This is a genomic window from Sedimenticola selenatireducens, from assembly GCF_007625115.1.
GTDB classification, from domain to species: domain Bacteria; phylum Pseudomonadota; class Gammaproteobacteria; order Chromatiales; family Chromatiaceae; genus Sedimenticola; species Sedimenticola selenatireducens_A.
In genome coordinates this window covers 19878-39913 of the sequence record NZ_VMNH01000024.1, presented here as the reverse complement: position 1 = coordinate 39913, position 20036 = coordinate 19878, and the positions used below count along the sequence as shown (strand labels likewise).

General features: G+C 48.3%; 17 protein-coding genes. 5 read left to right on the top strand and 12 right to left on the bottom strand.

All coding sequences use genetic code 11. The annotated features are described in order from the left end of the window. Window positions 1-24: 24 nt before the first annotated feature. The 5 genes from ppk2 to FHP88_RS16350 all read right to left on the bottom strand — a co-directional run bounded on the left by ppk2 (window position 25) and on the right by FHP88_RS16350 (window position 4203). The gene (gene ppk2, locus FHP88_RS16370) at window positions 25-807 is read right to left on the bottom strand and encodes a polyphosphate kinase 2 (RefSeq protein WP_260843351.1); all 783 of its coding nucleotides are present in this window, start codon (window positions 805-807) and stop codon (window positions 25-27) included. A gap of 222 nt (window positions 808-1029) precedes the next feature. Next, entirely contained in the window at window positions 1030-1443 is a 414-nt protein-coding gene (gene arfB, locus FHP88_RS16365; protein WP_144360175.1) for an alternative ribosome rescue aminoacyl-tRNA hydrolase ArfB, read from the bottom strand. A 15-nt stretch (window positions 1444-1458) separates the two neighbouring features. Further along, complete coding sequence (locus FHP88_RS16360) at window positions 1459-2742, bottom strand: nucleoside recognition domain-containing protein (protein ID WP_144360174.1); 1284 nt, start codon at window positions 2740-2742, stop codon at window positions 1459-1461. A gap of 72 nt (window positions 2743-2814) precedes the next feature. Beyond that, a complete protein-coding gene (locus FHP88_RS16355; RefSeq protein WP_144360173.1) occupies window positions 2815-3753 on the bottom strand; it encodes a nucleoside recognition family protein in 939 nt (312 codons plus the stop codon). A gap of 165 nt (window positions 3754-3918) precedes the next feature. Beyond that, window positions 3919-4203 (bottom strand): YebG family protein, encoded by a 285-nt coding sequence (locus tag FHP88_RS16350; protein WP_144360172.1) that lies wholly within the window; start codon window positions 4201-4203, stop codon window positions 3919-3921. 205 nt (window positions 4204-4408) lie between these two features. On the opposite strand from FHP88_RS16350, the gene FHP88_RS16345 reads away from it, so the two are divergent. The 3 genes from FHP88_RS16345 to ppnN all read left to right on the top strand — a co-directional run bounded on the left by FHP88_RS16345 (window position 4409) and on the right by ppnN (window position 7999). After that, entirely contained in the window at window positions 4409-5254 is an 846-nt protein-coding gene (locus tag FHP88_RS16345) for an AAA family ATPase (protein ID WP_144360171.1), read from the top strand. Between the two features lie 7 nt (window positions 5255-5261). Continuing rightward, complete coding sequence (locus FHP88_RS16340; RefSeq protein ID WP_144360170.1) at window positions 5262-6437, top strand: vWA domain-containing protein; 1176 nt, start codon at window positions 5262-5264, stop codon at window positions 6435-6437. Between the two features lie 173 nt (window positions 6438-6610). Then, the gene (gene ppnN, locus FHP88_RS16335) at window positions 6611-7999 is read left to right on the top strand and encodes a nucleotide 5'-monophosphate nucleosidase PpnN (protein ID WP_144360169.1); all 1389 of its coding nucleotides are present in this window, start codon (window positions 6611-6613) and stop codon (window positions 7997-7999) included. A 6-nt stretch (window positions 8000-8005) separates the two neighbouring features. Here the strand turns inward: ppnN and FHP88_RS16330 are convergent, their stop codons facing one another. Continuing rightward, on the bottom strand, window positions 8006-8539 hold the full coding sequence (locus FHP88_RS16330) for an MEKHLA domain-containing protein (protein ID WP_313957298.1): 534 nt from the start codon (window positions 8537-8539) through the stop codon (window positions 8006-8008). 15 nt (window positions 8540-8554) lie between these two features. Continuing rightward, window positions 8555-10288, bottom strand: coding sequence for a diguanylate cyclase (locus FHP88_RS16325; RefSeq protein ID WP_144360168.1), 1734 nt, complete (start codon window positions 10286-10288; stop codon window positions 8555-8557). Between the two features lie 269 nt (window positions 10289-10557). On the opposite strand from FHP88_RS16325, the gene FHP88_RS16320 reads away from it, so the two are divergent. Then, window positions 10558-10908, top strand: a complete 351-nt coding sequence (locus FHP88_RS16320; protein ID WP_144360167.1) for a hypothetical protein — start codon at window positions 10558-10560, stop codon at window positions 10906-10908. A gap of 70 nt (window positions 10909-10978) precedes the next feature. Here the strand turns inward: FHP88_RS16320 and FHP88_RS16315 are convergent, their stop codons facing one another. Together FHP88_RS16315 and FHP88_RS16310 are read right to left on the bottom strand one after the other, a co-directional pair. Continuing rightward, window positions 10979-11350, bottom strand: coding sequence for a RidA family protein (locus FHP88_RS16315; protein ID WP_144360166.1), 372 nt, complete (start codon window positions 11348-11350; stop codon window positions 10979-10981). 27 nt (window positions 11351-11377) lie between these two features. After that, the gene (locus FHP88_RS16310; RefSeq protein ID WP_144360165.1) at window positions 11378-12634 is read right to left on the bottom strand and encodes a D-amino acid dehydrogenase; all 1257 of its coding nucleotides are present in this window, start codon (window positions 12632-12634) and stop codon (window positions 11378-11380) included. A 148-nt stretch (window positions 12635-12782) separates the two neighbouring features. Here FHP88_RS16310 and FHP88_RS16305 point away from each other — a divergent pair, with 148 nt between their 5' ends. Then, entirely contained in the window at window positions 12783-13244 is a 462-nt protein-coding gene (locus FHP88_RS16305) for an Lrp/AsnC family transcriptional regulator (protein ID WP_144360164.1), read from the top strand. A 208-nt stretch (window positions 13245-13452) separates the two neighbouring features. Here FHP88_RS16305 and FHP88_RS16300 read toward each other — a convergent pair whose 3' ends face one another. The 3 genes from FHP88_RS16300 to FHP88_RS16290 form a co-directional block, all read right to left on the bottom strand. Beyond that, window positions 13453-14640: an EAL domain-containing protein gene (locus FHP88_RS16300; RefSeq protein WP_144360163.1), complete on the bottom strand. Its 1188-nt coding sequence runs from the start codon at window positions 14638-14640 to the stop codon at window positions 13453-13455. Continuing rightward, window positions 14637-19058, bottom strand: coding sequence for a PAS domain S-box protein (locus tag FHP88_RS16295; RefSeq protein ID WP_144360162.1), 4422 nt, complete (start codon window positions 19056-19058; stop codon window positions 14637-14639). The genes FHP88_RS16300 and FHP88_RS16295 overlap by 4 nt, the downstream gene beginning before the upstream one ends. 259 nt (window positions 19059-19317) lie before the next feature. Next, entirely contained in the window at window positions 19318-19926 is a 609-nt protein-coding gene (locus FHP88_RS16290; protein WP_144360161.1) for a DUF4202 domain-containing protein, read from the bottom strand. Between the last annotated feature and the right edge of the window lie 110 nt (window positions 19927-20036).

Here is a 20036-nt window from a genome sequence, read left to right as displayed (position 1 = left end):
TATTTCGCTATACCTGATATCAGATCAAGGGTAGGCATCCGGTACAAAGGTTTGATCAGACATCGGAGGACGTACGTAGCCTGCGCTGTCTTTACGTTTCGGTAAGACAATAGGTTTGGGTGTGAGATCTTCGTACGGGATCATGCTTAAAAGATGGGCGATACAGTTAAGCCGCGCATGTTTTTTAATATCCGATTTCACCACATACCAGGGTGCCTGCTTGATATCGGTATGGGCAAACATCATATCCTTTGCCTTGGAATACTCGACCCAGCGTGAACGAGATTCCAGATCCATCGGGCTCAGTTTCCAGCGCTTATGCGGCTCTTCCAGTCGACTCTGAAAGCGTTTCTCCTGTTCTTCGTCTGAGACGGAGAACCAGTACTTAATCACCATAATGCCTGATCGAACCAACATGCGCTCAAACTCAGGGCAGGAACGGAGAAACTCACTGTACTCTTCGTTATCACAGAACCCCATAACGCGTTCCACACCCGCCCGGTTATACCAACTGCGATCAAACAGAACCATCTCCCCTGCGGCCGGTAGATGGGGGACATAACGCTGGAAATACCATTGTGTAGTTTCCCGTTCTGTTGGTGCCGGCAAGGCCACTACTCTACAGATACGTGGATTGAGATGCTGGTTAATGCGTTTGATCACACCGCCTTTTCCGGCTGCATCCCGCCCTTCAAAGATCACCACTACCTTGAGTTTTTCTTTGGCTATCCAGGCTTGCAACTTTACCAATTCAAGTTGCAGTCGAAACAGCTCTTTTTCATAAACTGAATTCTTGATCTTCTTGATGGGTGCATCAGCAACTTCACTTAATGGATCCTCTACATAGAGAACTTCTGCTTTCTTGTTTTTACTACCTTTCTTGTTATCTTTTGCCACGAATCACCCCCTCATTCACGAATGTGTTAACGGTCTATACTGCCGTCATATCTCTTAAGGAGATAGTAGACCCTGTTGAATGTTTGAGTTATATCAAAAGAATAGCGACCAAACGGCCAGAATATTGAGACGTCAATCTATTACACGGCCACGCAGCGCCTTGATTTTCCCTTTTCGCTCTTTACTCTCCAAGCGTCTTTGTTGAGAACCTTTGGTCGGCTTGGTGGCTCTTCGGGGCTTTTGCACGGTGTTTGCCTGTAGAATTAACTGTTTAAGGCGCTGTAACGCCTCCTCCCTGTTCTTCTCCTGGCTACGGTATTTTTGTGCCTTGATGATGATTACGCCCTCATTGGAGATGCGTTGATCATTGAAGTGCAACAGGCGTTCTTTATAGCTTTCTGGGAGCGATGAACGGTTAATATCAAAACGCAGATGAACCGCTGTCGATACCTTGTTAACGTTCTGCCCACCCGCGCCCTGCGCGCGAATCGCGTTAAACTCCAGCTCACGTTCTGGAATGATGATGTTATTGGTCAGATGTAACATGGTTCGTCACTAGATTCAGCCGTAGAGATAAGAGACAGCGGCCACAGCAGCAATAACGCCAACAACATCTGCGGTCAATCCAGCAGCAAGTGCGTGGCGGATACGGCGAATCTGCACAGCACCAAAATAGACCGCCAGAACATAAAAAGTGGTTTCGGTTGAGCCCTGCAAGGTCGACACGAGATAGCCGATATAGCTATCGGGACCGACTGCCGGGTCATTGATGATGGAGGCCATTACGCCATAAGCTCCGGAGCCGGATAACGGGCGCAATAAGGCCATCGGTAATGCCTCAGCGGGTAATCCAATCAATGTGGTCACCTGGCCGATGTGGCTAACAACCCACTCCAACGCACCACTGGCCCGAAACATGCCGACGGCTACCAGGATCGCGACCAAATAGGGGATGATCTTCAGTGCAACCTGGAACCCCTCTTTTGCACCCTCCACAAAACTTTCATAGATGGGCACTCTGCGAATTACGCCAAAGAGCAAAAAGCCCAGCATTAGTCCCGGCAAAATCCAGGGCGAAACTATCTGACCAAAAAATACAGTTAATGGAATCAGTAACAAGAATCCCAGCAGTGCCAGCAGTGAAACCCAGGTCGGATAACCTTCAGATGTCTCAACGGTGATAGGTATATCCTCAGTATCGGTAACAGCTTCTGTTTGATTGTCATCAGTAGCTTCAGCCGTCACCGGGAAAAAGCGGCGATAACTTTTTACCGCAATAACCGCCGCCACTGTTGAGCAGAGTGTAGCGAACAGTGTGGTTGGCAGGATACCGGCTGGATCCATTGAACCCGCCGAAGCCCTCAGGGCAATCACACCGGTCGGGAGTAACGTAATACTTGAGGTGTTGATCGCAAGAAACAAGACCATAGAGTCGGTTGCGCAGCCCTTAACCGGGTTAAGCCGGTTAAGCTCTTGCATCGCCTTGATTCCAAAAGGTGTTGCCGCATTACCCAGTCCCAGCATGTTTGCCGACATGTTCAGTATCATGGCACCCATAGCAGGATGATCTGCAGGAACATCTGGAAACAGCCGGATCATAAGGGGTCGGATAAGCTTCGCCAGTATTTTAAGCAGACCACCCACTTCCGCAATCTTCATCAAGCCTAAGAACAGCGCCATTACACCGACCAAACCTATTGCAAGTTCAACAGCCCCGGTAGCCGATTCGATCATGGCGCTGGAAAGTGCGTCCATAGGCGAAACGTCGCCTGTTGTCATAGTCAGCTGCCGCCATGCGGCTGTCAGAAATGCAATGGATACGAGAAGAAAAAATACGATATTCATTTAATCGGTATCCAGGTCGTGATTATCACGACTAAGCGTGAGGCTATAGTCCGGTGTGATAAACAGGCCTTATCAGAACAGCAGTCCATGGATAATTGTCCTTAACAGAATGGCCACTATGGCACCATAGAGTGCTGGACGCAGTACCGCAGCAACACGTGGTCCGGCCGATATGAGTATAGCAATGCCCACAATATCAAAGGGGCTGATCAGAAATCCAGCCAAACGATTGAGCTCTGAGAGTGTAAACAGGTCACTCTGAACGAATTCCATTGTAACACCCATCATTGCTGTGCCACCGGCGATAAACTTGGTCACAATCGGCAACAGTGCTGCGGAAGGCAGATCAAACAGCGAAAAAACCGGAGCCAGCACTGGTTCGAGAAAATCCACCACACCGCCACTACGCAACAGATTCACCAGTAGCAGTGCCAGAATCAGCATGGGTACAGCGCCCACTGAGATCTCTATGGCCTCTCGCCCTGCCCGATTAATAACAGTTAGGAGGCCCTTAGTGTCATCAGCTACAGGGTGTTCCGGTTTTGGCTCAGGCAGTTTATCGGCATCATCTAATGTTTTGGCGAATAGATAGTAGGTGACCGACGCGCCGATAATGGCGCAGATAGCGGAAATAAGAATAGTTGCAAGGCCATTAAGGCCTATCGCAGACATCGGGAATACAACATTGGCCTGGGCACAGGAGAGCACCATCGCGAGGGATGCAGCTATATGTCGTTTGGATGTACCTCCCCTGTCCATAATAGCCAATGTCGCTACAGGGGCGGCAAAGCTGACAAATAATATCTGCAACAACGCAAATATCCCTAGGTCAGGGAGCCCAAACGGATGTAATAAGGGCGAGAGCCTCGCAGTAATCCAGTCCAGAACACCTCTGGCTTCCAGTAGCCGCATGAAGGTCAGCATGACTACCATCACTGGCAAAAACACAAAGAAGGCCAGTTCAACACCAGCCTTGCCAGAACGCAGGATTATCTCGGCAAAATCGCCCATCGATTCAGATCTTGTTGTATACGACAGTGCGAGTTAGAAACCAACAGAAGGTATGTCACATCGATGCTGTCAATTATCGAAGTGCAACTATACCGTAGATAGGCGGAAGCCGATAGCGAGTGGGATTGGGGGGAAACTCTGTGCTACCGACTTCCAAAAACGCGATCAGGAGGCCTTTAATTTAGTGACGTTGCCACTCTCTTTCTCTTTAAAGATTTCGGCAATTGCCTCAGGTCTTCCCTTGCAGGCCTGTAGGACCAACTCCTTATTACGAGCAAGTACCAGACCGAACTCTTCTGCGGCTTTCTCATCAACTTGGGGAATTACTTTTTCCAGCAACAGTGAAAACTGCTCCCCGAGTTCAAGCATTTTGTCATAGGCATCAGCCTCTTTCTTGTTGTCAAACATGCTGCTATCTCTATCACATTTCCACATTGGTAATACGGCCATAACACCCTCACCCAGGTTCGCTAACCCTTGCAAATGCCATCTGAAACAATAAATGGCTTATTTCTGATCTGGGGAAAATTATATAGAGAACTAACATAGAACGTCAAGCAATTTAATCATACGCCTCATTCATCACTTTATTTCAATTGAAACGAGTTTATTGGAGAATGGGCCGTATACCGATTCAAATAACCCGGAAACTGATATGCGATTTAACGGAACAGACACTTATGTAGCGACAGACGATTTGATGCTCGCCGTCAACGCCGCCATCCAACTTGAAAGACCGCTTCTTATTAAGGGTGAGCCTGGCACGGGTAAGACCATGTTGGCCGAAGAGGTTGCCAAATCACTGGGACATCCCCTGTTCCAGTGGCACATTAAATCAACCACCAAGGCTCAGCATGGGTTGTATGAATATGACGCCGTCTCTCGTCTGCGTGATTCACAATTAGGCGATGATCGTGTGCACGATATCAGTAACTATATCGTACGGGGCAAGTTATGGGATGCCTTTGCCCACGACGATCACTCTGTCGTCCTGATTGATGAAGTTGACAAGGCCGATATCGAGTTTCCCAATGATCTGTTACGTGAACTGGACCGCATGGAATTTTATGTCTACGAGACCCAGCAACTGATACAGGCAAAACATCGACCCTTAATCATTATCACCAGCAATAATGAAAAAGAGTTACCCGATGCATTCCTGCGGCGCTGTTTCTTTCACTACATTCGATTCCCTGATAAGGAGACAATGGAGCAGATCGTCCAGGTCCACTACCCTGATCTGAAAAAAGATCTGCTAAAAAGTGCATTAGAAGCCTTCTTTGAATTGCGTGAAGTCCCTGGGCTCAAGAAAAAACCTTCCACCTCCGAACTGCTGGACTGGTTAAAACTGTTAATGGCAGAAGATATCCCCGCAGAGGCCCTGCACAGTGACGATCAACGCCAAGCAATACCGCCGCTACATGGCGCCCTGCTAAAGAACGAGCAGGATATTCACCTGTTTGAACGTCTGGCCTTCATGCATCGCAGAACCAGGACCTGATCAAACGATGCTGGTTGACTATTTTTATCACCTGAAAGATTCGGGCCTACCGATCACGATACGGGAATTTCTTGATCTGCTTGCTGCAATGAAAGCGCAGGTCATTTTTTCCAGTGTCGATGATTTCTATCATCTCTCCCGTATCTGCCTGATTAAAGATGAACGGTTGTTTGACCGATTTGATCAAGCCTTTGGTAGTTATTTCAAAGGTATCATCGGCGAAGGGGGGAATATCACCGCAGAGATTCCTGAGGAGTGGCTGCGTAAACAGTTGGAAAAATACCTCAGTGAAGAGGAGAAGAAAAAACTCGACGCCATGGGTTGGCAGAAACTGATGGAGACGCTGATAGAGCGCCTTGAAGAACAGAAGGAGCGCCATCAGGGCGGGAGTAAATGGATTGGCACCGGGGGTACCTCACCTTTTGGCGCCTATGGGTACAACCCCGAAGGTATCCGCATTGGTCAAGATCGCTCAAGAAACCGCAAGGCCGTGAAAGTCTGGGACAGACGGGAGTTTCGCAATCTGGATGACTCGGTTGAATTGGGTACGCGCAATATCAAGGTGGCACTGAAGCGCCTGCGTCGTTTTGCGCGGACAGGTGCGCCTGAAGAACTGGATCTTGAAGAGACCATCCGATCCACCGCCCATCATGGTGGTCTGCTTGATCTCAAGATGGTCCCGGAGCGACATAACAAAGCCAAAGTACTGCTGTTTCTGGATGCGGGTGGTTCTATGGATGATCACGTACAAGTCTGCGAGGAGCTCTTCTCAGCAGCGCATTCCGAATTCAAACACCTTGAGCACTTCTATTTTCATAACTGCGTCTACGAGGCGGTATGGAAAGATAACCGTAGTCGCCGGTCTGAGCCTTTATCAACCTGGGATGTTATTCATACCTACGGTTCAGATTATCAATTGATCTTTGTGGGTGACGCCACCATGAGTCCCTATGAAATCACTTACCAAGGCGGTTCTGTCGAACACTGGAATAAAGAGACCGGTATGGTTTGGATGGGGCGGCTGCTGGAAAAGTATCCGAATGCCATCTGGATCAACCCACAGCCCGAGAACCATTGGCATCACATCCATTCTATACAGCTTATCCGGGATATCATGATGAATCGCATGTTTCCCCTGACACTGGAAGGGCTGGAAAAAGGCATGAAACTACTCAGTCAATAGCTGAAGCCCCCCTTCACATGCCTGTAAGAAAGCCCCAATATACTAAGCGTGCCCTACCAGAATCAGCTATGCTTAGACTATTCATAATAAAAGAGAGGGAGCGCTGGCAGTAACCGCACTACCCCAGTTTTTCGTATTTGTGGCCGGACAATGCCGGCCCACCCAGGATTGTTATGCTCACAAAGACCATCGTTCGAAAAGTTGTAAATAGCACCATCCGCCCCGCCTCCCACATGGCTGTACTGTCCCGCCGCGAGATTGAACAACTACGCGATGTTACTGGAACAGGTTTACATAAACTGTTCCGTAAATGCGCATTAGCCGTGCTCAGCTCTGGATCACAAGTTGATAGCTGTGAAGAGTTGATGTCCATGTATCCAGATTTTGATATCCAGGTCAGTGAGCGACATCAGGGAATTGTTCTTGAGGTTAATAATGCACCGGCGGGTGCCTTTGTTGATGATCAGCTCATTGAAGGTATTCGCTATCACCTGTTTTCCATATTGCGCGATATTCTCTATCTGCGTGATATCACCAGTAATCATAAAAATATCTCCCCTAACTTGCAGATCAGCCATGAGATATTTTATCGATTACGTCATGCTGGCGCCTTTCATCCAGGTGTCAAGCCGAACACCGTAGTCTGTTGGGGCGGACATGCAATACCCGTGGAAGAGTATGACTACACCAAAGAGATCGGCTATTACCTGGGGCTACGCGGCATCGATATCTGTACCGGTTGTGGTGCGGGCGCAATGAAAGGCCCAATGAAAGGGGCCGCCATCGCGCATGCCAAGCAACGCCATAAAAGCGGGCGGCATATCGGTCTCACTGAGCCAGGAATTATTGCGGCAGAAGCACCGAATGCCATTGTTAATGAGCTTATTGTGATGCCTGATATTGAAAAACGCCTTGAGGCATTTATCAGACTTGGGCATGTATTGATCATATTCCCGGGCGGTGTGGGTACAATGGAGGAGTTGCTCTTTGTCCTGGGTGTGTTATCGCATCCAGAGAACAAGGATATTGAACTGCCCATCTTTTTAACAGGTCCAGCCAGTTCAGGACCCTACTTTGATTCCGTCATTCGCTTTATCGAGATGACGCTGGGTGCCACATCCCTTAATTTGATTCGTAAGGTGATCGGAGATCCTGAGTTGATTGCGAAACTTGTCAATGATGCCTTACTGCATGTTACTCGTGAACGAAGACAACGGGATGACTCATTTCATTATAACTGGTCATTGCATCTTGATGAGGCATTCCAGGAACCCTTCCTGCCAGACCATGAATCCATGGCCAAACTGCAATTGTCACGCGATCTTCCCACTCAGGTATTGGCAGCCAATCTGCGCCGGGCACTCTCTGGCATCGTCTCCGGTAACGTAAAAGAACAAGGCATTAATGCGATAAGAGAGCATGGCCCGTTCCAAATAACCGGTGAGCCAGAGTTGATGCAGGCGATGGACGAACTACTTACCTCATTTGCACAACAGGGGCGTATGAAGGTACAAGGAGACTACATACCCTGCTATGAAATTGTCACCGACTCCACGGCTTAAAGCCATTCAGGTAACAGGTCGCCATGTGCTAAACATCGCGGCCTGTCCACGGTGTTCGCCCTCGTCAGCAAGATTCCAAACAAAGGCATTCTCAATAAAAAACCGGTTTCCTGAACTGGAAATCCTGATACCGGTGTAGTTATTGATAAAGCCCTTACTACTGACTTCAGCCAATAGGCGTTCACGCTCTTCCTGTAATGGTTGTTCCGCTGACTTTCGGGAAGGGAGTGACGTAAACTGTTCCCAGTTCATCTCAAACAGATCAAGTGCAGTCTGATTGGCGTAGTTAAAGATTGGATCACGCATCGTGTCGTGTGATACCAGCGCGAACGGTGCAAAATAGAGACGCCGACTCACTTCATTTTCAGGGCCATCAATTAACCTTTTTCCGGTTAAATGGAGATAGCTGTTGTAGAGAAGAAGTGCTTGGTCTTCTCGATAATTATTTTGTAATGTGGGCTGCGTACGCTCTACCATGAATATTGGTAATTGATAGTTAACCAGAAGCGCTATGTTATCGATCCAACGCTTTTTCGACAAGTGACATGGGTATCATTAGATAACCCCGATGAGATTACGGCCACCACGCTTGGCCTGATAGAGTCCTTCATCTGCACGGGCCATCAGACTTTCTACGGTATCATCCTGTATCGGATCTTTGCGGAAGGTTGATAGACCGATACTGACCGTAATGTGTAGCGTATGTGACTCATACTGGAGTTCAAACTGACTGACCTCTTCTTTAATGCGTTCAGCCAGTACCAACGCTTCATTGCGATCTGTTTCTGGCATGAGGATAGCAAATTCATCACCGCCTAAGCGTCCCAGTAGATCAACGTTACGAATAGTCTGCTCACACACCTGAGTAAATTGTTGAATTACAGCATCACCCAAGGCGTGCCCTCCCTCATCATTAATAGACTTAAAATTATCGATATCAATAATCAATAAAGAGAGTGGTGATTTATAACGCTTTGAATATTCCAGGTGTGTCTCTATCTCTGCCAAAAAATGGCGACGGTTATAAATTCCTGTCAAAGGATCTGTTGAAGCGAGTTCTTGCAATTTCTGTTCTAAATGTTTTCTCTCCGTAATATCCGTGCTGCTGCCTACAAAAGCGATCAGTTCGTTGTTATCATTTAAAACAGGTGCAATGGAAATGTGCTCCCAATAACAACGGCCATCCTTACGTCGATTCTCAATCTCGCCCTGCCAAGATTGTTTGTTTTTAATGGCCTGCCAGAGGGATTCATAAACAGCAATATCTGTTCGCCCTGATTTGAAAAGCCGCGGTGTATTCCCGATTACCTCTTCTGCTGTGTAACCCGTTATTTTTTCAACAATAGGACTCACATATTCAATGACACCATCTGGGTCAGTGATGACGGTTAAAACGGGACTATGGGTTACCGCCAGTGATAATTTTTGGAGCGTTTCCTCTGTCTTCTTCTGCGCCGTTATATCGTGGCCGCTTACAACTACACCACTGATGGTGCCATCCGGCTCATAGTAAGGTGTCTGAATAAGATCGAGGTACTTAGGTGTGTTGTTGGGAGGATGTATCCAGATCTGTGAGTTGACTGATTCACCATTAAAAGTACGCTTTAGCAACGGTTTTAGCACGTTATTAAATGCGTCCTCCCCATGAAGATCCTTGGCCTGTTTTCCAATTAACTGCTCATGTGGCTGGCCAAACGTATCGACATAACCTTGACTGACGGCATGATAGGTAAACGAATTGTCAACAAACGAGAGCATGTTACGGGTTATGGAAACCATCTTTGCATAGCGTTGCAGTGATTTCTGATGTTGGTAACGCTTGCACTCTGTACTAATACGCTGACTCAGCAACTCAAAAAAAGTACGGAGTTCGACCTGGTCGTGCTGTGGTTTATCATCAAGAGCAAAAATATGTCCGATAATTCTTTCTTGATCACCAAATATGGCATGCGCTCGATAGCTATCGCCCTTGAGCAAGTCGATCAGATCACTATTGGCAAAGTGTTCTCTAATATTATCTTCATAATGAATATGCAATGTGTCCACATGTTCAGCATAAAATTGTTCGCATGGAGAGCCGTGCATGCTAAAGGCAAAAGCGTGCCCTAGGCCATCGCCATCCCATAGCGCAACCACATCAACATCATCGCATTCTGGCTCGCAAAAACCTACACCACCCCAGCGGCTTTGCGATGCAACAGCAATAGCTTGGGCAGCATGTTCAAAAAACTCTTTATCCGTTTCTGCTGGTGCTGCGAGCAGTTGATGGGCATGATTTAGATGGTCCATTTGAGAATTATTCTTGTTACACTTTTTTAGAAGCGCCTACTCTAGTAAGGCTTTTGCTGTAGCGCAATACATAACATCAATTTTCGAACGGTTTATAGCAACAAAGTCGGGAACGCTTTTCTTTTCTCTGAAAAAAGGCCTTATTTCTTGATATAACTCAAGAATATAGAGGTGAAGCCGTTTCGCTATCTTGGATATAAATAAATGACAAAGCACTGTAAAATACTGAGTAATATTACTTTTATTTACCAGGAAATCTTTTTTTTATTATGAAATTCAGTCAACTCACTCCAGGTGATACCTTTCTCTATAAGGGTGTTGAATACACAAAAATTGGGCCATTGCAGGCCATAGATAAAACAACCGGCACAGAAAAAATGATCATGCGTGCGGCATCTGTTGAATTAGCAAGAAGCAAAACCAAGATGGACGAAGAGGCGTCTGGGAAAAATGCTCTAACTTCAAAACTAGCGGTTCTTGAATCAATAATGACTGAATATCACCAAACCTGTTTGGGTCATCTTGATGGTGCTGACAATGAAAAAAAACGCGTGAAGATGGAGGAGCAGTTCAAAAAAATCGAAGGGGCACTAGGCGACCTTAAAAAGCAGCCGCTCTAACATTTGAAATAATAAATCAACGAACAAGCATGCTGCCTCTCCCATATGGAGAAGCAACACGCATACGAAGTTAGAGTTTTGCGATAACTTCAATCTCTACCTTAGCGTCCAATGGCAGACGCGCAACCTGAACCGTGGAACGTGCAGGTTTATGATCACCAAATGCCTCCGCATAGACTGCATTTAACAGTGCAAAATCATTCAGGTCTTGAACATATACGGTGGCTTTTACAACATTGTTCAGCGTGGCGCCTGCTGCGGCTAACACTGCGCGGATATTACTGAACACCTGTCTTGCCTGAACCTGAACATCACCCTCTACGAGCTGGCCTTCAGCTGTCAGGGGTATTTGTCCCGATGCAAATAATAACCCATCAACATGAATGGCTTGGCAGTATGGCCCAATCGCCGCAGGTGCATCTGTTGTCGCTATAGTTTTCATAAATATTCTAATCCCACGTTTATGTAATTATGCCGCATAGCGGTCAATGGAAAGTCCTTCAGTATCAATCTCGGGTTGCTTATTGGATATCAGGTCACTCAGCAGACGGCCTGATCCACAGGCCATCGTCCAACCCAATGTGCCATGGCCCGTATTCAGATAGAGATTAGGGATCTTTGTGGCCCCGACGCAGGGTGTACCATCCGGCGTCATCGGACGTAATCCACACCAGAATTCGGTCTTGCTAATATCGCCACCTTTAGGAAACAGATCCGATACCACAAACTCAACCGTCTCTCTTCTGCTTTCGTTCAGATCCGTATTATACCCTGCCAGCTCTGCAGTACCGGCTACACGGATTCTATCGCCCAACCGGGTGATGGCCACCTTATGCGTTTCATCCATGATGGTGGATACAGGTGCAGCATCACTATCCACAACTGGCAATGTAATTGAGTAGCCTTTAACAGGATAGATGGGTGCCTTGATACCGACCGCTTTCAACAACAAGGGTGAATAGCTACCCAGTGCCATTACATAGGCATCGCCAGTGATTACGCCTTGATCAGTTTCAACGCCACTGATGTTTCCCTGATCAGTGATTAAGCGACGGATGTTAACACCCATGCGGAATTCAACACCCATCGCCTCTGCCGCCTTTGCGAGGGTTTGGGTAAACATGAAACAGTCACCGGTCTCGTCATTGATCAGTCGCAACCCACCCGCCACTTTCTCTTTTACATGGATAAGTCCAGGCTCAGCGTTGATACAGCCTTCCCGATCCAGTAATTCATAGGGAACACCAAAGCGATCAAGAATGGCCATATCAGTTGCTGCCGCATCCAGCTGTTTCTGATTACGAAACATCTGCAAGGTGCCGCGACTGCGTTCGTCGTATTGGATTCCAATCTCGCTTCGCAGTGCCTTGATCGCATCCCGACTGTACTCCGCCAGACGCACCATACGACCCTTATTAGTCTCGTAGCGTGCCGGCGTACAGTTGCGCAGCATTTGCAGGCTCCATGCCCACATGGAAAGGTCGAGAGAAGGCTTAATAACCAGTGGGCTGTGTTTCATCATCAGCCATTTGATCGCCTTCAACGGAATACCCGGAGCAGCCCAGGGAGCGGAGTATCCAGGGGAAACCTCACCTGCATTGGCAAAGCTGGTCTCTAGCGCGGGTTCAGGCTGGCGATCAATCACCGTCACTTCATGCCCTTCCCTCGCCAGATAATAGGCATTCGTTACACCGATCACACCACTACCAAGAATCACAACTTTCATTGCTGCCTGCTCCAAAGATGAATGACCAAAACTGGCACAAAGAATACGAGAAAGCGATTGATATGTGCTTGCTTATTCAACGGCCATTCTTGCCTATCACACAACTATATGCGATATATTGGCAATTAATTCGAATAGTATGGCGCATATGAAACTGGATACCATTGATCGTAAGATACTGAAAGCACTCCAGAGTGATGGCCGTTTAACCAATGCCGAACTTGCAGAGCACATCAATCTCTCCCCCTCTGCCTGTCTCAGGCGGGTCAAACAACTGGAAGAGTCAGGGATCATTGATGGGTATGTGATGCTGGTTAACCCGACTGCCATCGGCAGACCCACCACCATATTTGTAGAGATTACACTGGAGAGTCAGTCAGTACAGTGCCAGGAGGCATTCGAGGCCGCTGTTCGAAAAAACCCCGAAATAATGGAGTGCTATCTGATGACGGGTGAGGCTGACTATCTACTACGGGTTGCCGCAGGAGGCACTACCGATTATGAGCGGCTCCATAAGCATCATCTGTCAGCCCTGCCCGGCGTGGCCAGAATCAAGACAGCCATTGGTATTAGAACGGTTTGTAAGAGTACGGCCTATCCGGTCGATTGAGAGACACCCGCTAGAATTCGAGGATCGTTCAGCTGAGCACTCTATGGCTAATAGACAAATTCCGCCAATCGCTGTTTACCTGTTGAAGTATCAGTGTGCGGTGTGGAGTAGTATGTATCCGGTTACTTAATCGATACAGGCCGAGATAACAGCGTTCTGCCTATTTAAGTGAATTGAAGGCGAGAATGAAAAGAGTTGTTGGCCATTTTTAGGATTGAAAAACCTCATCACGGCGAGCCCCCCAGTCTGTCATCCACAAGAGGATTTCTTCAGCTGGCATCGGCTTGGCGATGAAGTAGCCTTGGCCGAGATCACAACTTGTGGTTTTCAGGAACAGCAGGTCCGCCAGATCTTCAATACCCTCGGCAACGGTTCGAATACCCAGCTGTCCCGCCATGCATAGGCTGGCTTCAACGATTGCTCTCAATGCGCTGTGGTTATGTGCGCCATGTATAAAACCCCTATCGATCTTCAGTTCGTCGAAGGGAAAGTCGCGTAACTGGACCAAGGAAGAGTGTCCAGTTCCGAAATCATCGATCGAGAGACCGATATGTTTTAATCTGATGCGTGTAAGGATATCCATGGGTGCGAGGATGTTCTTTGTGAGCCGGCTTTCGGTGACTTCAAGAACAATGTCCGAGAGTGGAATATTCACCTGCTCTACCAATTTAATTACATAGTCGGCAAAATCAAGAGAGTCGAGGTTGTCCATGGATATATTTACCGATAGACGCAGCCTCAACCCAGCATCTTGCCAGATTTTACCTTGCTGCAGGGCGTTCATCAGCACCTGCCTGGTCAGTTCGTCTATCAGACCGTGATCTTCTGCCGTACCAATGAACTGATCGGGAAAGACCAATCCGTCGTGTGGGTGTTGCCAGCGTACCAGAGTCTCAACGCCGATAAATCGACCCGAATGCATATCAATCTGAGGTTGGTAATGGTTAATCAGCTCATGCCTGTCCAGTCCATTTTGCAGCGCTTCGCGGCCATAAATCTTCCGCGGTAAATTATTCGCCTTATCCGGTATGTGTTTCAGTACTTTGTCGAGTTGGCTCGGAGTTACAGGTTTATGTAGGGCACCAAGCACTCGAAGATTCTGTGAGCTGGCGAGCCGCTTCGCCGTAAGCAGAATTCGTTCATCCTGTCCGCTTATCAGAACAACGCCGCCTGGATATTCAAGGCGATCAAGGTGACGGATGAATTCAACACCATCAATACCGGGCATCTGCAAATCCAGCAGCAGAATATCGAATGTATTGCCAGTCTCCTCCAGCATGGCCAATGCGTTGGCTGGATTATCGACGGCGGTGATTTTATGAAATCCGAGGTTGGTCAGCTGCTGGTGAATGATCTTCAGTATGAAGGTGTCGTCATCAATGAGTAAAATATTCATATGATCCCATTCCTGTTGTTCCAGCCCTGTTCTGTCAGCAGCTCGCGAATCTCGATCTCTATTGCAGTTAATACCTGCTCAAGCTCCTGCAGATGTTCACGAATATACCCTCTGTTTCCTTCTTTACCGGCATTTTCAAGGCCGGCACACAGGTCGCCAAGTGCAAGCGCACCGACTGAACGGGATGACGACTTGAGTTTGTGCGCGATGGCGCTGATATGACGAACATCATCAGCCTTGAAAGCCAGTAATATGTCCCGGGTCAGTGTTCTAGCCGAATCGAGGTATTCGGCTAGAAACTCCTGGATAGTCTCTTTTTCACTGCCTATCAGCTGTTTCAAAACATTCACATCCACGAGGCGGATAGATTGGTGTTCGCTATCATCAGGCAAGAATCCAGTATTACGAGCCTCCATTTTTGGTGGCGTAAGCCACTCTTCGAGAGTGGATCTGAGCAGTTTCAGGGATACTGGCTTGGTCAGGTAGGCATCCATTCCGACAGAGCGTGCTCGGTTTTGCTCACCCCGCAGGGCATTGGCGGTCAGGGCGATGATCGGCATACGGCGATCCCGCTCTTCGTTGCGGATGGTCTGAGCCAGGGTATAACCATCCATCTCGGGCATGTGGAGATCCGTAAGCAGGAGGGCATAGTTCCCGCTTTTCCACAGCTTTAGTGCCTCTACCCCGTTGTTGGCCACCTCCCCGACATAGCCCAGCAGACGAAGCTGTTGCAGAATAACATGCTGGTTTATATCGTCGTCTTCAGCGATCAGGATCAAGCGATCCTGCGCACGGGCCTGGGCAACTGTCGGCAACGGTTTCGTATCCTCCATTACGAGCCACTCCTCGTCCACGTTATAGAAGATCTCGGGTGAGGCCAGACCTGCCGCAACCGCCACCGCACGCAAAAGTGAAAGCCGTCTTATAGCGCTACCATCTAGGGTAACCAGGTTCTCTTGTTCTACCCGCGCACGACGCCTGCGACCCTGGGTAATGACAAGGTGGCGCACGTTGGGTGGTGAATCCGACGTTCTTGTTTCCGGAGGTTCCTTGCGTTCAGCACAATGCAGAATAACCACCGTACCTTCTCTGGTGGCAGCCAGTTGTAATGCACTATCGATGCTATCAGCAATAGAAACACGGGCGCCGTCGTGTTTCAGGTAAGCTTCCAGATCAGCTGCGTGAAGTCTGGGTTCATCAACCAGGATACAATCGAGACCGGTGAGATATTTCTCCGAAGGCTTTGGCTGGGTTTTTGCGACTTCAAAAGGCAGGGTAATACTGAATTCAGAGCCTTCGCCATAGACGCTTTCCACTTGAATCTCCCCGTTCATCAACTTAGTCAAACGCTTGCAGATAGCGAGGCCAAGACCGCTTCCCCCAAAACGGCGTGTAGTTGATACTTCAGCCTGGGTGAAGGGGGTGAACAGATTTTCAAGTACTTCGGGCTTTATTCCGATGCCATTGTCTGAAATGCGAAATACCAGGCTCAATGGATCTCTACTCTTGTACTCCACCCTCACTGAGACCCGTCCCCCACGATCATCGGATCCCGCGGAGAACTTGATGGCATTACCGACAAGATTATACAGTAGCTGTCGCAGGCGCAGATCGTCAGTCACCAATCGTTCGGGTATGTCGGGCGCTATAAAGAGACTCAGTTCCACGCTCTTAGACGCGGCTACCGGCACCATGGAATTGCATAATCCCTCAACGATTTCGGAGATCGATGCCGGGGCATAGTCGAGCTCCATCCTGCCCGCCTCGATCTTGGAAAAATCCAGGATGTCATCAATGATAGTGAGTAGGGTCGACGCCGATTTCCGGACTGTATTCACAATATCTTTCTGGTGGCTGGAGAGCCGGCTCTGCGCGAGTATCTCCACCATTCCGATAACGCCGTTCATGGGTGTACGGATTTCATGACTCATGGCGGCAAGGAAGGCAGATTTTGCACGATTCGCCTCTTCGGCCTCCTTTCTCGCTTGGATCAACTGTGTCTCTGCCTCTTTACGAGCGGTAACGTCCTGCAGTATGACCAGTGCACCAGACTGGTTTTCGTGCATATAAGGTACCGCCGTGGCCTCACCTTCGAACCGGGAGCCATCGAGTCGAAACCAGGTGTTTTGCTGTGCGGGAACCGCCTTGCGTTGAACATTGAGTTGACTGATGCGTTCGCTGACTGCATCTCTGCATTCTGGGTGAATGAAATCAAGAACCAGTCTGCCAACCAGTTGTTCGGATGCATTCACACCGAGCAGGGCTGTGGCTTTCGGATTAGCGAACACAAACTTTCCCTGACACTGTACAAATACCCCGAACGGGGCCGACTCGATGAGCGTGCGGTACCTCTCCTCACTGGCCTGAAGCGCCTGCTCGGACTCACGTTCCTTGCCCACATCGCGGAAAACCAACACTACACCACGTATGTTTCCATCGTCGTCACGGATCGGTGCGGCACTGTCTGCAATGTGGTATTCAACCCCATTGCGTGAAATGATCACGGTATGGTTTGCCAACCCTTGTATCTTGCCGGTACGAAACACGTCGTCTACCGGAATCCGTGCCGGATTGCGTGTCTCTGCATTGATAATATGAAACACTTCGCTGATCTGCTTTCCCATCGCATCCGCAATCGCCCATCCGGTCAGGTGTTCGGCTACCGGATTCATGCGGGTTATCTTGCCATCAAGATCCGTCGAAAGAACTGCATCGCCTATTGAGTCGAGTGTAATCGATAGATCATTTTCTCTTTCGCGCAGGGCGCGTTGTGCAGCCAGTCTGGAGTTAAGTTCGTTCTCAAGCTCGGCCGTGCGAGTAACAACAAGCGTCTCAGCCGCCACTCTCCGACTCCAAGAACTCAATATAGAAAAGACAATCAACAGGCCCGTGATAACCGAAAACAGAAGAAACAGCCGAGACATCATGGTGTTGCCTGGATTCCAATAGCCATGAACCGGATCCATCTCGATGAGGAAAAGCCGGTTAGTGAAGGCAAGTTCACGGTTCCAGTCGGCCATTTTTTCCTTAGGCAGGTTGCCAAGTACTACTCCGGATTCGTCTCCCGGAGTGACATCCGTGATACGAAACGCAATGTGTTTTCGCGTGGCCGAGTCTGTGAGGGATGCGAAGAGTGCGTTTACATTGATCTCCCCTACAACAAAGCCGCGAATCGAACTGCGCCTGCCAGCTTCGGTTGCGCCTTCGTTGTTGAAACCAGGCTGAAATACCGGTTGGTACACCAGCATCTTGTTGCGTCTGGGCAGAACGCATTGGTAGCACCAGCTGGAGTATATTTCCCCACTTGCAACGGCCTGGATAATGGCTTTTTTTCTAGATACTTCAAAAGCGTGATCAAGGCCCAGTAGTATTTCGTTTTCTTTTATTGGAGCCGTAAAAGCAACTGGGAAGTACTCGGATCGATCCTTTGCGTTACTGGGGATACCCCTGTCGTCGAGCTCAAAGACACGGTAGTTGATAACCCCTCGATGCTGTTGTATTTCTTCGAAAGTACTGCGTTCAGTCGAAGAAACATACGGGGCCCAGTCGATTGAATCGATCCCTGGTTGAGTGATCATGCGTCGCGTGAAGATGGCATATTCTTTTTGGGAAACATCCTTGCTGGCGCTGAAGAAACGTTCCACACTGCGAATCGGTTCAATAATGGCGGGCAGGACATCGGTCCCACGCTCGTACAGAGTGCTCATCAAATCATAGATCTCTGTTTGAGCCTGGCTTGTTTCATAGCGGGCAAACCCTGCGTGTCCTGCCGCTATTACTGCCGCGGAAACAACCAGCGGCATCGCGGCGTCGCCGAATTTGCGCTGTACCAGCAATCTACTAGCAGGCCAAGCAATGAGTGTAATCGGGGTAAAAAATAACACACCCAGCGTATTGCCCGACCACCAGTAGAGCCAGTGGGTCAGGAAGTTCAGGTCTGGGGATCGGTTAATGCCTTCCAGTATGGTGCTGTTTAGTGTCGCAGCGAAAAGGCAGGCGACAGGACCGCCCAGTATGAGAAAACGCCAAATATCCCGCTCATCTGCCAATGGCTGACTCGTGGTGATATACCGGCGCGTTAAATAGGCTCCAAGAATCGCTTGCAGGGAAACTGTTGTGGCCAACAACCCCGCCACCATAACGCCTTCTATCGAACTGTCCAACCAGAAATAGACAAGAAAGGCACCGATCCAGATACCGGGCCAGCAACGGACACCACATATTAATACTACGGCCAATGCGAAGCCGGTCGCGGGCATGAATGGAGAAATGTAACTGGAAGGAATTCTGAGCAGGAAGCCGGCCATTGCCGCTGCTATGTAAACACCTGCAACAAGAATAACACGCCATGCAGTTTCACCACGGGGTGCATCTGTGGTAGTGTTATTGGGTCTATTGTTTTTATGCAACAATTCCATGTTTCGAGCTGTCTGGTTTTACAGAACTCCATCATGGGTGTTTTTCGATACACCAAGTAATTATGTATAACGACCACCCCTACCGTGCTAAGCCCGGACAGATTGTAATTACTATATATCATACTAATAGAAATAGTATAGAAAAAAATATCACTAAACTGCTGTAACTATTATCAAATAATCCAAGGATGGAAAATTTTAATTAGCGTTTGCAGGGAACAGTGGCTTACAAGATACTTGTCGATTTCTAATAGAAGCGTCAATCAGCCGCCACAGCCTTTTGAATCAGAGGGACAAGTGGCTCCGGTAACTTTACAGCGCCTGAGAGTGCAAACTGCTGAGCAGATGCTGACATCTTCTTCCAGGTCTTACGAACAATATCCAGCCACTTCTCCTCGTCATACTCAGGATGCTTTTCCACAAACTCAAGCATGTAATGCTCAATAAAGACCAGATCAGCAATATCCTCAAGCAGCTGGCTGTCGGGGTTAATCTTTAAGGCCTTCTTACCAACCGCCTTCATCGCCCTTTCGATGCTCGTTTCATCGTATCCCGCTTCCGCCATCAATTTGCCAGTTGTCTCGGCGTGAAATTTATACAGGTTAGTCCGCCATTGAAAATAACCTTGGCGACCTTCTGGGTAATCCTTACGAGGAGACATCCAACGCTGAATATGCTGACCACGAATAGCCAGTTTCATCGCATCGTCTGTATCAGGTGCAAAACGCTGCAACATTTCAGACATCCGATGAGAATAAATAAGTTCCTTTGGCCATGTCTCTCCATCAACAGTGACTTGATTTGGATCAGCGCTATTCGCCTGGTCAAACAATTCAATGGCTCTATCAAACTTCTGTTGTGCGGACATACGGCCTCCAGTCTCCATAAGGGCATCATTATATATATGAAGGAGGCATAAAACGCAAAGGCTATTGTGTTTAAGCCCTTTATTTTATTGTGGGATTAGAATGAAATCAT